This is a genomic window from Candidatus Defluviilinea gracilis (assembly GCA_016716235.1).
GTDB lineage: Bacteria > Chloroflexota > Anaerolineae > Anaerolineales > Villigracilaceae > Defluviilinea > Defluviilinea gracilis.
The window spans coordinates 2,222,247-2,236,830 of record JADJWS010000001.1 but is presented as its reverse complement, the minus strand read 5'-3'; the positions used below and the strand labels follow the sequence as shown (position 1 = coordinate 2,236,830).

The 14,584-nt window shown below is 56.1% G+C and carries 10 protein-coding genes; 5 read left to right on the top strand and 5 right to left on the bottom strand.

What is annotated here, in order from left to right:
* Positions 1–62 precede the first annotated feature (62 nt).
* The gene (locus IPM31_10460) at positions 63–1,157 is read left to right on the top strand and encodes a P1 family peptidase (protein ID MBK9007402.1); all 1,095 of its coding nucleotides are present in this window, start codon (positions 63–65) and stop codon (positions 1,155–1,157) included.
* A gap of 364 nt (positions 1,158–1,521) precedes the next feature.
* Positions 1,522–5,364 carry an ExeM/NucH family extracellular endonuclease gene (locus tag IPM31_10455; protein ID MBK9007401.1) on the top strand — a complete coding sequence of 1,281 codons (3,843 nt, stop codon included), beginning with the start codon at positions 1,522–1,524 and terminating at the stop codon, positions 5,362–5,364.
* A gap of 234 nt (positions 5,365–5,598) precedes the next feature.
* Here the strand turns inward: IPM31_10455 and IPM31_10450 are convergent, their stop codons facing one another.
* Positions 5,599–6,243 (bottom strand): response regulator transcription factor, encoded by a 645-nt coding sequence (locus IPM31_10450; GenBank protein MBK9007400.1) that lies wholly within the window; start codon positions 6,241–6,243, stop codon positions 5,599–5,601.
* Complete coding sequence (locus IPM31_10445; GenBank protein MBK9007399.1) at positions 6,243–7,445, bottom strand: hypothetical protein; 1,203 nt, start codon at positions 7,443–7,445, stop codon at positions 6,243–6,245. The genes IPM31_10450 and IPM31_10445 overlap by 1 nt, the downstream gene beginning before the upstream one ends.
* 190 nt (positions 7,446–7,635) lie before the next feature.
* Between IPM31_10445 and IPM31_10440 the strand changes: the two genes are divergently transcribed.
* Entirely contained in the window at positions 7,636–9,090 is a 1,455-nt protein-coding gene (locus IPM31_10440) for a carbon-nitrogen hydrolase family protein (protein ID MBK9007398.1), read from the top strand.
* An 82-nt stretch (positions 9,091–9,172) separates the two neighbouring features.
* Entirely contained in the window at positions 9,173–10,165 is a 993-nt protein-coding gene (locus IPM31_10435) for a GNAT family N-acetyltransferase (GenBank protein MBK9007397.1), read from the top strand.
* A 251-nt stretch (positions 10,166–10,416) separates the two neighbouring features.
* Here IPM31_10435 and IPM31_10430 read toward each other — a convergent pair whose 3' ends face one another.
* A complete protein-coding gene (locus IPM31_10430) occupies positions 10,417–10,746 on the bottom strand; it encodes a translation initiation factor (GenBank protein ID MBK9007396.1) in 330 nt (109 codons plus the stop codon).
* Between the two features lie 257 nt (positions 10,747–11,003).
* Between IPM31_10430 and IPM31_10425 the strand changes: the two genes are divergently transcribed.
* Complete coding sequence (locus IPM31_10425) at positions 11,004–11,897, top strand: site-specific integrase (protein MBK9007395.1); 894 nt, start codon at positions 11,004–11,006, stop codon at positions 11,895–11,897.
* A 26-nt stretch (positions 11,898–11,923) separates the two neighbouring features.
* Here the strand turns inward: IPM31_10425 and tilS are convergent, their stop codons facing one another.
* Together tilS and IPM31_10415 are read right to left on the bottom strand one after the other, a co-directional pair.
* Positions 11,924–13,354 (bottom strand): tRNA lysidine(34) synthetase TilS, encoded by a 1,431-nt coding sequence (gene tilS, locus IPM31_10420; GenBank protein MBK9007394.1) that lies wholly within the window; start codon positions 13,352–13,354, stop codon positions 11,924–11,926.
* A 70-nt stretch (positions 13,355–13,424) separates the two neighbouring features.
* Positions 13,425–14,393: an ABC transporter permease gene (locus IPM31_10415; GenBank protein ID MBK9007393.1), complete on the bottom strand. Its 969-nt coding sequence runs from the start codon at positions 14,391–14,393 to the stop codon at positions 13,425–13,427.
* Between the last annotated feature and the right edge of the window lie 191 nt (positions 14,394–14,584).

Sequence of the window (14,584 nt, the reverse complement as noted above, 5' to 3'; positions counted from 1 at the left end):
TACGTATTGCTCAACGCATAACCCGTAACCCGCATAGTATCTTTATCTCAACGGAGACATGTATGAAAAAACCACGCGCGCGAGATTTGGGGATTCCATTTGAGGGGAACACAGGAAAGTACAACGCGATTACCGATGTGGCGGGCGTCGAAGTCGGTTATTCAACGATCATCGAAGGCGAGTCGGCGCGGACAGGGGTCACCATTATCCACCCTCGCGGAAAAGCAAATCATGACCCGGTGTTTGCGGCGTGGTTTCCTTTTAATGGCAACGGCGAAATGACCGGTGCGGCATGGGTGGAGGAAGGCGGCTTTCTCGAAGGTCCCATCGGCATCACGAACACGCACTCGGTGGGAATTGTGCGCGATACGATCATCGAATGGCAGGCGGAGAACAATGCCCTGTTTCAGAAATGGTCGTGCCCGGTGGTGGCAGAGACCGCCGATGGCTGGCTCAACGATATGAACGGATTCTTCGTCAAACCGCATCACGCGCGAGAAGCGCTGAGGAAAGCCGAATCAGGTCCACTCGAGGAGGGAAACGTGGGCGGCGGGACGGGCATGATGAGTTACGAGTTCAAAGGCGGGAGCGGGACCTCCTCCAGAAAACTTCCTGAACGATTCGGCGGGTGGATGGTCGGCGCGTTCGCGCAATCCAATTTTGGAGTCCGCTATCAGTTGACGATCGCGGGCGTGCCTGTGGGGCGATATCTCACCGAACATAGCGCATGGACGAACGGCGAGAACCCATATAAACAAGAACAGGGTTCGTTGATCGTGGTAATCGCTACTGACGCGCCTGTGTTGCCGCATCAACTCAAGCGGATCGCGAAGCGCGTATCGTTGGGCATGGCGCGGACGGGGTCGTTGGGCGGCAACGGCTCGGGCGATATCTTTCTCGCGTTCTCAACGGCGAATCCCAACGCCGCGCTGGCGGGTAAAAGCGGAGTGGTTGATCTGAAAGCGCTCGACAACGAACGGCTCAATCCGCTGTTGCACGCGACAGTGTTTGCGACGGAAGAAGCCATTATCAACTCGATGGTCGCGGCAGAAGATATGACCGGGCATCTTGGGTTTTCTGTGAAGGCATTGCCGCACGAAGAATTGAAAAAAGTTTTTCTACCGTACATGAAAGATTTTTACCGCAAAGCACGCTAAGGTCGCCAAGTGAAAAAGGTTTTCTTTGCGTTCACTTCGGCTTCGCTCAGTACAGGCTTTGCGGGTGTCGCATGGCGCCATGGCGACACTTAGCGGTGCAAATGTACGGTAGAGAGAAAAAAGTGATGAAACTAAAATCGTGAACCGGGCGTACCGCAGACCGGATCGAGCAATTGGTTACACTTGCCTTGCCTTTTTATTGCCCTTCATCTAAAATGGGCGGGCGGGGAATCGGAATACTCTGGTTCGATTGTGATCGATATGAGGAGGTGCTTGCGTTCGTAAAAACCGAACTTCACAACCGACCAGCCTTTGAGGCATGTTTGCGCATACCAACCCATCCATATTTTCTGAGGAGAAACGTATGAAAAGGTACCTACCTAAGTTGTTTTCAGTCAGTTTGATTCTGGCGCTGATCTTGAGCGGAGTATCAACCGCCCAGGTTGCCCAAGCGGCGCCGCGCTCGTTTTCCAACCCCACCTCGACAATCTTCATTAACGAAATCCATTACGACAATGCCGGCGACGATGCCGGCGAATCGATCGAAGTCGCTGGCCCTGCAGGCACCGACCTGACAGGCTGGGACATTGTCCTTTACAATGGCTCCGGCGGAGCGACTTACGATACCGACGCATTAAGCGGAACGATCCCGAATCAACAAGGCGGCTATGGGACGGTCTTCCTTTCCTACCCGTTGAATGGGATACAAAACGGAGCCCCAGACGGTATCGCGTTGGTCAATGCCAGCGATACGGTTATCCAGTTTCTGAGCTATGAAGGTAGCTTTACCGCAACAAACGGACCCGCCAACGGTATGACCAGCACAGATATTGGAGTCGCCCAGTCGAGTTCGACAACTGTAGGTTCATCTCTACAATTGACCGGCAGTGGCGACGCATACGGTGATTTCACCTGGGCATCTACAGCCGCCCACACGTTTGGAAGCCCCAACACCGGTCAGACATTTGTTGTGGCTGGTCCCACGAATCCATCCGGCGCAGGCTCCGCCACCCCGGCGACCGTGGCGCCAGGCGACCCCAGCCTGCTCGCGGTCACTGTGACGCCCGGCACAAACCCTGCCAGCACAGGCTTGGCGGTGAGTTGCGATCTTTCATCCATCGGCGGGAGCGCCACACAGGCGTTTCTCGATGACGGCTTGAATGGGGATGCCGCCGCCGGCGACAATATCTTCTCATTCTCTGCGACGGTGGACGGCGGCACAAGCGAAGGCGTCAAGACTTTGGCGTGTTCCATTACCGATGCGGAACTGCGCTCAGGAAATACTTCGATCGCATTGACAGTCCAGGAACCTGTCGCCATCGTCATCAATGAAATCCACGCCGACCCGGATGCCGCCAATGGCGATGCGAACGGCGACGGCACAGCCAACGCCACCCAGGATGAATTTGTCGAGATCGTTAACAACGAACCGGCGAGTTTAGACATTAGCGGCTGGACGTTAAGCGATGGCAATAGCGCGCGTCACACTTTCCCTGCCGGCACGGTCATCCCTGCCAGTTGTTCGATCGTCGTGTTCGCGGGCGGCACACCTGCCGGCACATTCGGCTTCAGCCTAGTGCAAACGGCTTCCGCCGGGCAGTTGGGATTGAACAACACCGGCGATACCGTCACGTTGAATAACGGCGCGGTGGATGTGGCAAGTTACACATACGGCGCGGAAGGCGGCGACAATCAATCCCTGACGCGCGACCCAGACGTAACTGGGGCTGACCCGCTTGTCAAACATTCCATCGCTACCGGCTCGGGCGGGTCGTTATTCTCGCCCGGCAAAAAAGTGGATGGCAGTCAGTTTGCCGGATGCCCCGCCGAAAATAAGATCCATGATGTTCAGGGCAACGGCGCCTCCTCCCCAGTGGCTGGGCAGACTGTAGTCATTAAAGGTATCGTCGTTGGCGATTTCCAGGATGGCGCCAGCGGCGCGAACGGCGACCTCAACGGCTTCCACGCGCAAGAAGAGGATGCCGATGCAGACGCCGACCCGCTTACCTCGGAAGGCATCTTTGTCTTCGATGGATCTTCCCCGGCGGTCAATGTGGCGATTGGCGACCTCGTGCAAGTTGTAGGCGTTGTCTCTGAATTCAATGGCTTAACCGAGATTACAGCCTTCACCGGCGTGACAGTGCTAAGCAGTGGCAATCCGCTCCCCACCGCCGCAACCGTATCACTGCCTGTGAGCGCCGTTACAGATTTCGAGCCTTTTGAAGGCATGCGCGTGACCTTCCCGCAGGCGTTGGTGATTTCCGAATACTTTAACTTCGACCGCTTCAACGAGATCGTGTTAACTTCGGAACGCCACCTCACCCCCACCGCCCAATTTGAACCCGGCTCGCCGCAGGTGACGCAAGCCGTGCAAGATTTCCTGCTCGATAAAATCACCCTCGACGATGGGCGCTCGACTTCCAACCCGGACCCAGCCATCCACCCCAACGGAAGCCCGTTCGATCTCTCGAACCTCTTCCGCGGCGGAGATACGCTTGCGAACGTGACCGGCGTCATGGATTACTCGTTCAACATTTACAGAATCCAGCCGACGCAGGGCGCATCGTATGCCTCTGTTAACCCGCGCCCGGCCTCTCCCGAAGATGTTGGCGGCAGTATCAAAGTTGCCTCGATGAACACGCTCAACTTCTTCCTGACGCTCGATACCACGAACAGCGATACCGGACCCGGCCCATGCGGCGCGAATCAAAACCTCGACTGTCGCGGCGCCGACGCCAGCCAGCCGTTGGAATTCCAACGCCAGCGCAATAAACTGCTCGCCGCGCTCACCGGCTTGAACGCCGACGTGATCGGCTTGAACGAATTGGAAAACACCCCCGGCGTCAGCCCGCTCGGCGACCCCACCAACGGGATCGTAGCCGGACTCAACGCAACCTTCGGACCCGGCGCCTATTCCTTCATCGACACTGGCGTCATCGGCGGCGATGCGATCCGCGTGGGCTTCGTCTACAAAACAAGCACGGTTGTACCGGTTGGCAACTTCGCCATCCTCGATTCATCGGTCGACCCGCGCTTCAACGACAGCAAGAGCCGCCCGGCGCTCGCTCAAACCTTCGAAGAGATCGCCACCGGCGCGCGCTTCACGGTTGTCATCAACCACCTCAAATCCAAAGGCTCCGCCTGCGCCGACGTTGGCGACCCGGATCTTGGCGATGGTCAGGGCAACTGCAATCAGACCCGCAAAGCCGCCGCGCAAGCCATTGTGGACTGGCTCGCCACCGACCCGACCAATAGCAACGACGCCGACTTCCTCATCATCGGCGACCTCAACTCGTACGACAAGGAAGACCCCATCGACGCCATCAAGGCTGGCTCAGACGATACCGCCGGCACCAGCGACGATTACACCGACCTTGCCTTCCACTTCCAGGGTGAGGATGCCTACTCGTACGTGTTCGACGGACAAACTGGCTACCTCGATTACGGCTTGGCAAACAGCTCGCTCTTCCGCCAGGTGACCGGCATGGCAGACTGGCACATCAACTCCGATGAAGCCGACCTGATCGACTACGACACGTCCTTCAAACAAGCCGCGCAGGAAGCCATTTACGCGCCGGATGCCTACCGTTCATCGGATCACGACCCGGTTCTTATCGGACTGGAACTTGATCCGCCCTTCCCAAGCGCCTCCGTGCTTGACAATTTCAATCGCCCCGGTTCCGCGCTCGGACCCAACTGGCGCGGCTCCACCAGCGCGTACAAGATCGTCGGCAATCAAATGGTGGACGTGCGCAACAACGGACCGATCTACTGGCGGAACGCTTTCGGCGTGGATCAAGAAGTCTTCGTAACCCTCACCGATGTGGACGAGGACGGGCTCGAACAAAACCTGCTGTTGAAAGTTCAGGGTTCGATCCTGCCCAACTGGGGTTCTGGCGTGATCGAAGTGTTATACGACGCCAACACCAACACAGTCACCGTGTGGACCTACCGCCCCGACACGCTCGCATGGTACGGCTATAGCCAGATCCCCGTCACCTTCGCGGATGGCGATCAGTTCGGCGCGCGCGCTCTCTCCAACGGCTTGGTGCTGATCTACAAGAACGGCGTCGAGATTGGCGCTGTCACCCTCAACGCCGGCGACCAGGCTTTCTTCAACCCCAAAGGCGGCCGCATCGGACTCTGGTTCATCAACGCCAAAGACGCCTACTTCGACGACTTCGGCGGTGGGACTTTCGTCCCGTAAACAGATTCAACCTACTTGACTTGGATTGATCGTCAAGTGAATAACAAGAAAACAGCCCTGCGAAACAAATCGCAGGGCTGTTTTCTTGCATCCTCAGGACTTACGCAGTTGGCGGGCAGTTGCACTGCCGCCACCGCAGTCAACTACGGCGCAACAGATTCAACTGCGTAAATCCTAATCCTGTGGGATTGAACTGCATCAGGTGAACTAACTCACAGGGTGATACCTTTCACGTCACGTTCCTAACAACCCCTTGCCTGCCGCCACAGCCACAGCCGCCGCGCGCGAATCGACGCCAAATTTTTGGTAGATGCTTTGCAAGTGCGCCTTGACCGTTCTTTCGGTGATTCCCAATTGATAAGCGATCTCTTTGTTGCGCTCGCCTTTTGCGGCGGATTGCAACACCTCCAGTTCGCGCTCTGTCAGCGTGGAGTCGGCTTGGATGGGCGAAACAGGCTTCCCCTGCGTCTGAGGCGCGAGGACGCGGGCGAGAATCTCCGGCTTGAGCAACGTCTCGCCCTTCGCGGCGGCGCGGATCGTATCCAATAAACTTTCGCGGCTCGAGTCTTTGAGCAGATAACCGCGCGCGCCCGCTTGCAAACCGCGGATCATTAGATCGTCTTCGTTGTAGGTGGTGAGGATGACAATGGCGATTGCGGGAAAATCTTTTCGCAGGCGCTCGATGGCGGTGATGCCGTCCATGCGCGGCATTTGCAGATCCATGAGGATGACTTGCGGGTTGAGTTTTTTCGTTAACTCCAGACATTCCGCGCCATCCACCGCCTCGCCAACGACTTCGATATCGTCGGCTGTTTCGAGAATCAATCGCAATCCCTCGCGGACGATGAGATGGTCATCCGTGATCATCACGCGGATCATCACGACCTCCCCATCACGAATTGCACGCACGTTCCATTTAAATCGGATTGGATGGAGAGTATTCCGCCTGTGAGCCGCGCCCGCTCGCGCATCCCCACCAGCCCGTAGCGACCTTTTGCCTGCCGATTCACGTCGAAGCCTTTGCCATTATCGCAGACTTCAAGTTCGAGCGTTTGACCTTGCGCGATGAATTTTATCCTCACCCGCGCCGCCTGCGCGTGACGCGCAACATTGGTCAACGACTCGCCCAGAATGTTCAGCGCGTGATTCATCGTTTCGGGGGAAAGCTGATTCTCGTTCACCACGATTTCACTTTCGCATGGAATACCCGTCGCGCGTGTGAAGCGTTCGATCCTTTCCTGGACCGAGTCTTCGATCTTGCTCGGCGCCGCCCGCAAATCGTCAATCGCGGCGCGAGATTCTGCCAGCGTGCTTCGCGCCCGCGCAATGGACTGCTCGACGATGGCGGCGGCGCGTTCATTTCGATGCGACGCCAGATGCGCTTTCGCCGCTTCGAGTTGCAAGACCAACCCCGCCACGCCCTGCGCCAGCGTGTCGTGTAACTCCCGCGCCATGCGTTGGCGTTCGTTCTGTAACGTCAGCGACTCGATCTTGGCGGCGGAGGCGGCGAGTTTGGCATTCGCGCTTTCGAGGCTTTCGGCGAGATCGATCGCCTTTTGGCGTTGCGCGAACAAGTGGTTGAACATCACCATGAATAAGATGATCGCCCCGCCGTTGACCAGCAATCCCGTCAACGACCCGAAGAAGGTCTCGCGGTCGGAAAACCAATACAATATGCCCAGCAACAAGGCGATGTAAAACACGCCGATTAAAAAAGCGCGGCGCGTATTGCCCCAAACGCCCAGCGATTCTCCCACAATGGACAGGGTGGCGGAAAAAAGAAACGCCAGTCCCACTTCTGAGCGTCCGTTCAACAACAAGACGATTCCCGCCATCGCCGCCGTCTGCGCGGGGTAATAGAAAAAAAGCCAGCGCTCACTACGCTCCACCCACAACACGTTCAGCCAATACAGCCCGATGTGCAGAACGAATAACGCGATCACTGAAACGATCACCGCCATTTCGCCCGCCTCCCAAACAGACATCACCGCCGCCACGCCCAAATACCCCATCAGCACGGTCAGGAAGATATAGAACGGGAAAACTATTTTTCGGTCAAGATTGACGTTGGGGCTGTTCATGCTTCGCATTGTACTTCAACCCACCCACAAGCATATTGTCCGAACGGACAATGTCCGCTTTCGCGCCGAAAGGACGATGCGGCGAGCGGGGGAAATCCATACAATGACGCTATCTCGACCATAGACCACAGGCGATACACGATCTCCAGCGTCAATGGTCAATCGCCCATCGTCAAACAAGGAGTCCCTCATGTCCAACTACCTCTACCTGCTCATCATCTTCGCGCTCAATTTCATTGCCGTCGGCGGCAAATGGAACCTCCCTCTCGCCGCGTGGATCGTCCCCGTCTTCGCCTTGCGCTTCTATCGCAACAGCCAAAGACCAGGGCTCGACTTTGCCCTGCTCTGGCTCGCCACCGCCATCCCGCTTATCGTCTCGTGGAGCGGCGCCACCTTCTTCCCGCGCCTCGGTGAAATCGGCTTCTTCCTTGCCGTCGCGCCCATCACCCTGCTTGCCGTTGTCATCGATCGTTACTTTCACGTTCGCTTCCCCGCCTCCGCATGGGCGCTCATCATCTACCCCATCGCCGCCACCGCGCTCGACTTCTTCCAAGCCAGCGGTAGTCCCTTTGGTTCGTTCGGCGCGCTGGCATACACCCAACGCGGCTTCCCCGTCGCCATGCAGATCGCATCCATCTTTGGGATTTGGGGAATCAGTTTCGTGATGAGTCTATTCGCCAGCGTGGTCAATCATTTTTGGGGAGGAAACGCTTCGCCTCTTTCCTGGGCTTCGGCTGGGCTACTCACCCTCATCCTTCTTCTCAGCCTCGGCCGGATTCTGCTCCCTGCCCAACCCAAGCAGACCGCCGTCATCGCGGGCTTTTCGCTCCCAGAGGGGACTCTGTCCCAGTCGCTGAATCAATTCAAAAGCGGGGATGAAGCGGGTTTTCGTCAAGCCATGGATGAATTGCACGCGGCAGAATTGAATCAGATCCGCATGTTGGCTCAGAGTGGCGCGAACATCGTCGTCATTCAAGAAGGCGGCGTAATTGGCACAACCGACCAGATCGAGACGATGATCGCCAATGCGGGTATGCTCGCCAAAGAAGAAAATATCTATATCGTCGCGCCGACGTTTGACATCGGACAAACCCCGCCTGTGAATTCCGTCCGCATCATTGACCCGAACGGCGACGTGATTTTGCATCACGTCAAATATGGCGGCAATATGTTCGAAGGCACGCTCAAAGGCGACGGCGTTTTGCAGACGGTGGATACACCCTATGGCAAACTCAGCGCGGTGATCTGCTGGGACGCGGACTTCCCGAACATCATCAAACAAACTGGCGCCCAAAATGTGGACCTGCTCATTGTCCCCTCGCAAGACTGGCTCGGCGTGCGCGACATCCACGCGAACATGGTCGCCTTCCGCGCCGTGGAAAATGGCGTCACAATTTTCCGCCAAACAGGGCAGGGCGTTTCGCTGGTCAGCGACGCGTATGGCAACGTGCTCAATCAAATTGACACGTTTGAGGAGCCTGAAAGTGAATTTGTCGGCATCCAAAACATGACCGTGCCGATCACATCCGTCAACACGCTGTACCCGAAGGTCGGCGATACTCTTGGCAATATGATGTTGCTCGGTTTGCTGGGATTGTTTGTTGGGATGTTCGCGGCGCGGCGCAAAAATAAACCAGTGGCATAATTGCCCAAACGTCCCACAGGTTGGTTGAACCACGCGAATTGTTCGAGCAACCCTGCGGGACGATTCAAATCAAGGAAACCTCATGACATCATACACCCTCCGACACTACACCTCCGCCGATGCCCCACAAGTCGTGGATATGTTGAACGCCAACCGCGCCAACCCTCGCGCCGTAGTGGATGGCGCGGGCAATATCCGCTTGATCCGTTATGTTCCATTTTCAAGCAGTAAAGTTGTTGTTGAAGATGAGCAAAAAAATATCGTCGGGTATGCTTATGTCGCAGACAAGGAAAATAACTTCGTCTTTGAAACAGGCGGCGGAGTCCGCCCCGATCATTGGAATACCGGCGCTGGCTCCATGCTGATCCAGTGGGCAGAAGAGGAAGCGTTCAAACTAAGCGCGAACGCCCCAAAGGGAGTCAGATGCGTCTTGCAGGTCAATATCTTTGAATCGGACGATGAAGCCATCCGATTGTTTGAAGAGGCGGGTTTTTCCAATATCCGCACGTGGGCGCATTACGACATTCAACTTAAAAGCGAGCATGCGCTTTCAGGTGACATGAAGATCCGCTCTTTCGATTTAGACAACGATGACGATTGGGATCTGGTCAGCCCCGTGCAAGATGCCGCGTTCATGGATCATTGGGGCGCGTATTCGCTCCCGCCCCTTGAAAGCGCCGAGCCTGAAGAAGAGAACAATGAAGACGAGCCTGTTATCGATCCTTACTATTCCAACGCCCAAGGCTATTGCTTCATTGCTTTTGTTGGCGATGAAGCGGCAGGCGGAATTCTGTGCAATGCAAAACTGGTCGAATTCCCGAATACGGGACGTGTGGGCAGTGTGTTCACCAATCCCAAATTCCGCAGAAAAGGCGTCGGCAAAAACCTGATGCTTTCCGCATTCAATGCCTTTTACCAAAACGGGATGCGGCGCGTCATCCTGGATACCGATGCGCAAAGCTTCACCGACTCAGCCAAGTTTTACACAAGCTTCGGGATGAAAATCTATCGCCGCGAGTTTTTGTATGAAAAAGAAATCTGCGCGGGGGAAGAAATTCGACGGCTAAGCAAATAACAAGGAGATGACTTGCCTCCCAATTTAATCTTTAAGTAATTAGCCACGGATTTCACAGATTCTCACGGATTTTGTTTTTCCCGAATCGCGTAAAGCGAAAGCCGACCAGATTCAACTTGGTCGGCTTTTTTCGCGCAAATTCGTGAAACTTGTACTGAGCCTGAAAGGAGTGTCGAAGTATCCGTGGCTGAATCCTTAACCACAAGAATAATCCTACCTACCTGACAGTTTTATAATTCCTGTCTACAAATTTACCCACCTGCGATTTTTACTTTATATCCCAACTTCATAAGCAAACCCGCGATCTTCTCGCGATGCTCCCCTTGGATTTCGATCACCCCGTCCTTCACCGTTCCGCCTGTGCCGCACTCCTGCTTGAGCCTCTTCGCCAGCGACTTCATCTCATCCGCCGATAACACAAGATTCCTCACCAACGTCACCGCCTTGCCGCCGCGTCCCGCCGATTCGCGGTGGAGGTAGATGGTTTGTTGCTGAGGGGGAAGACTCCCTCTCGATGAGGGAGATGGCGATTTTCGCAAGTCGCCCTGCTCGGAGGACCAGACGGTTTTGTTGGTAGGCATAGTAATTCAGATTGTATTATAAGCAATGGTAATCATCAAACTTCTCCGTTGACACCTTAGGGCAATCGCATTTTTTTTTTTTTTCTCCCCCCCCCCCCCCCCCCCCCCTTCCTCTCCGAAATTCCCCCCCCCGCGGGGGGGGGGGGGGGCGGGGGCCACCCCCCCCTTTTTTTGGGCCCCCCTTTTTTCCAACCGATTTTTCCCCCTTTGACACCTCCTCTTTCCTCGGCTAAACTACACGAACAAGAGGAGATGTCATGCCTGAGAAAATTGCCTCGCACCTAAACCAGAACACGCCGCTCGTTACCGCGATCAACTCGTGGGAGAGTTACCTCGCTGACCAGGGACGCTCGCCGAACACGATCAAAGCTTTCCTGTCGGATGTGCGCCTGCTCACCACCTTCCTGCCTGAAGACGTTACCATCGGCAAAGTGACCACCAAAGAACTCAACCGCTACTTCGAATGGATGGAAAAAGAGCGCGACGTGCCATGCAGTCCCAAGACGTTGGCGCGGCGCATCACGGCGGTCAAATCGCTGTTTCGCTGGTTGCATAAGTTCGGCGCGTTGGTCGTTGACCCAGCCGAGAAGGTGGCGCAACGCTCTGCCATCAGTCCCATCCCAACTGTGCTGACTCCCAAAGAATACGATGAAGTTCTCCTCGCCGCAGATCGTCACCGCCGCGCCGCGAAGCCCGATGCGCGTCCGTACGCGTTGGTGTATTTGTTATTGTCAACGGGGATCAAAAAGAGCGAGACTCTCGGAATCAAACTCGAGCATCTCGAACTGGATTCGCCCAACGGACTGCAAGTCTTCATCAAATATGCGACCCCCGCGAATCGCTACAAGGAACGGAAGATCACTCTGCCCGAAGACTGGGTTCCCGCCTACGAGGAATATGCCGCCCAGTACAAGCCGGAGGACAAACTCTTTCCGTGGTCGCAACGACGATTGGAATACCTGCTCGAAGACGTCAGCAACGAAGCGGGACTCAACAAGCACCTCTCCTTCGACATGTGCCGCTGGACATGCGCCCTCAACGATTATCGCGCCGGTGTGGAACCGGATGCGATCCGCCAGAAACTTGGCGTGTCGAAGATCCAATGGCGCGAGTTGTTCATTAAGTTGCAAAAACTTGCGGGGAATACCTAAGCGCCCTTTGTGTTCCTTGGGGTGAATCAATCTCTGGTCAATGAGAAGTAGACCGCCTGCCTTGTGGATTCCGTTAAACGAAACGGATGCGCAAGGCGGTAGCCGGGCACCCACACCACGCGCTCGCCAATACATAAGAGGGGCCAGCGGTCGCGCGCGCGCTGGGGCAGTTTCACGTTGATAAAGAAATCGGAAAGTTTCGCCTCGTGACCGTCCATGCCGAGCGGCTCGAAGCGGTCGCCGTCCTCCCGAGCGCGGAGTTCAAGCGAGCCAGATAATTCCTGCGCATCCAACCACACCTGGAACGGATCTTCATTCGCTTTTGCTTCTTCCATGGCAAGCGAGGCAATATTCCAGCGTTCACAGTTGAGTCTCCAACCGCCCGATAATTCCACCTGACCGGGGATACTCAACGAGATCATCGATTGCCCTTGAGGAAGTTGGGGCCAGCGTTCCACAGGGAGCGTGATGTGACCCTGCACAACGTAGAGCAACGATCCTTCGCGCAACAAATGTAAACCCTTCGACAAATCCATGCGCGTGGGATGCTCGGAGTCTGCGATGAAATTGACAGCGCGTTCGAGGGTGGCATAGCTCGCGTCGAGGTTGTCGGGGTGAAGATGCCCCATAGCGCGGCGAATCAGGTTCCTTTGGAGTCCGACGCGTTGTTGGGCGAATGCGGAAATATCGAAGGCGACGAAGTCCGCTGTTTCCTGGGCGACGACATCCTTCCATGCGTCATCGAGCGCGTTGACCAGGATTTCGTGATCGCCTGCCAGCGATTTCGATGTGCGCCAGATCGTCTCGCGGAAACGCGGGTTGTATGATTCGAGAGTGGGGATGAGCAGGTGACGCAAGCGGTTGCGAAAAAAATCGAGCGAGGCGTTGCTGGGGTCGTGTCGCGGACGAAACCCGTTTGCCGCGCAATAGACGACCGTCTCTTCGCGCCAGACATCGAGCAATGGGCGCACAATGGGGATTTCATCGTCGAACATGTGAATGATCGCGCGGTGGCTCATGCCTTTCAAGCCCGCCAAGCCCGCGCCGCGAACAAAGTGCATGAGCACGGTTTCGACCTGGTCGTCTGCCGTGTGACCCACTGCCACAGCTTGCGCCTTGTAACGGCGAGCCTGCTTCATTAGAAAGCGATAACGCAATATCCGCGCGGCTTCTTCGATCGATAGTTTTTCCGCGCTGGCAAAAGCGCGCACATCGCCATTTTCGATCACCCACTTGAGGTTGAGTCGTCCCGCGGCTTGCTCGACTGTGTTGGCATCCGCGTCGGAATCGTTACGCAGTTTGTGGTTGAAGTGCGCGACGATGACTCGATAGCCCTCGGCGCGAAGCACATTCATTAAACACAAGCTATCGGGTCCGCCGGATACGCCCGCAATGATGGGTCTGTCTTTATGGAGTCCGCATTGTTCGCGGAGAGTGGAGGCGATGTGATCCAGCATTATTTTCTTGAACGCGGCAAATGTGAAGACTTACTCTTTCCTTCACGATCTTTGCCCTTCTCGGTAAAAATTACTTGCCTCTCTCGCCGCGAATGTACGGGACGCCCAACGCGGCGGGCGCGCCAAGACGTTTGCGGATCGATTCGCGCGAGCCGATCACCAGCACAATGACCGTGAACGCGTAGGGAATCATCTGCAAAAAGAAACCGAGGTAGGAGTTGTAGTAAAAGGGATTGTCAAAGCCGAGCAGGGTGAGCGGACCTTGAATGTCGAGGATGAGACGACGGAGCGCGCCAAACGCGTACGAACCGATCGCCGCGCGGATCGGATCCCACTGCGCGAAGATGACGAGTCCGACCGCGATCCAGCCCTGCCCGCCCGTGGTCAGTTCGCTGAACCAGCCGGGCGCGACTGCCAGACTAATCGACGCGCCGCCCAGCCCCGCCAGCATCCCACCGACGAAGACGTACGCGTAACGCAAACGAAAAACGTTGATGCCGAGCGCGTCTGCCGCGGAGGGATACTCACCCACTGCGCGAAGATGCAAACCCGGGCGGGTGTGGTTGATGTAATACCATGCGAGCGGCGTCAGTAAATATCCAATGTAAACCAATACGCTTTGGTTGGTAAAGAAGATCGGACCGATGACCGGGATGAGCGCAAGCAACGGGATGGAAAAACTCGGCATGAGCGAAACCGTCCCCGCCTTGCTCAAGCCTTCGCCTAACACAAGACTGATGCCCGCTCCAACGAGCGTGAGCGCAAGCCCGCTCACCACTTGATCGGCTTGCAGAGTGATGGAAATGAACGCGTGGATCTGACTAAGCAAGCCCGCCACGATCATCGCGGCAAGCACGCCGATCCACGGGTTGCCGGTGGCGATGGTCGTGCTGAAGGCGGTCATCGCGCCGATCAACATCATGCCTTCCACGCCGAGGTTCAGCACGCCAGAGCGTTCGGCTAATACTTCGCCCAAGGTGGCAAAGAGGAGCACGGTTCCGCTGGCGACGCCTGCCTGAAGAATAACGATGGGATCCATAAAATAATTTCTCCGATGATTCCTATTCAACCTCTTGCATAAGTATTTGTAGGGCGGGTTTTTAACCCGCCATATGTCAAATGCTAGAAGCACGTCAGGCTAAAAGCCTGACCTACGAATGACTATCCTGCAAAAATCTCAAATCCTTAACCACGAAGGCGCTCCCGAAAAACATCGGGACATGTGAGTCG

Excerpts from the sequence above, each read along its gene's own strand:
- IPM31_10415 (MBK9007393.1), bottom strand. The coding sequence starts at position 14,393 with ATGGATCCCATCGTTATTCTTCAGGCAGGCGTCGCCAGCGGAACCGTG.
- IPM31_10425 (MBK9007395.1), top strand. The coding sequence starts at position 11,004 with ATGCCTGAGAAAATTGCCTCGCACCTAAACCAGAACACGCCGCTCGTT.
- IPM31_10450 (MBK9007400.1), bottom strand. The coding sequence starts at position 6,243 with ATGATCCGCGTGATGATCACGGATGACCATCTCATCGTCCGCGAGGGA.
- IPM31_10435 (MBK9007397.1), top strand. The coding sequence starts at position 9,173 with ATGACATCATACACCCTCCGACACTACACCTCCGCCGATGCCCCACAA.
- tilS (MBK9007394.1), bottom strand. The coding sequence starts at position 13,354 with ATGCTGGATCACATCGCCTCCACTCTCCGCGAACAATGCGGACTCCAT.
- IPM31_10430 (MBK9007396.1), bottom strand. The coding sequence starts at position 10,746 with ATGCCTACCAACAAAACCGTCTGGTCCTCCGAGCAGGGCGACTTGCGA.
- IPM31_10460 (MBK9007402.1), top strand. The coding sequence starts at position 63 with ATGAAAAAACCACGCGCGCGAGATTTGGGGATTCCATTTGAGGGGAAC.
- IPM31_10445 (MBK9007399.1), bottom strand. The coding sequence starts at position 7,445 with ATGAACAGCCCCAACGTCAATCTTGACCGAAAAATAGTTTTCCCGTTC.
- IPM31_10455 (MBK9007401.1), top strand. The coding sequence starts at position 1,522 with ATGAAAAGGTACCTACCTAAGTTGTTTTCAGTCAGTTTGATTCTGGCG.
- IPM31_10440 (MBK9007398.1), top strand. The coding sequence starts at position 7,636 with ATGTCCAACTACCTCTACCTGCTCATCATCTTCGCGCTCAATTTCATT.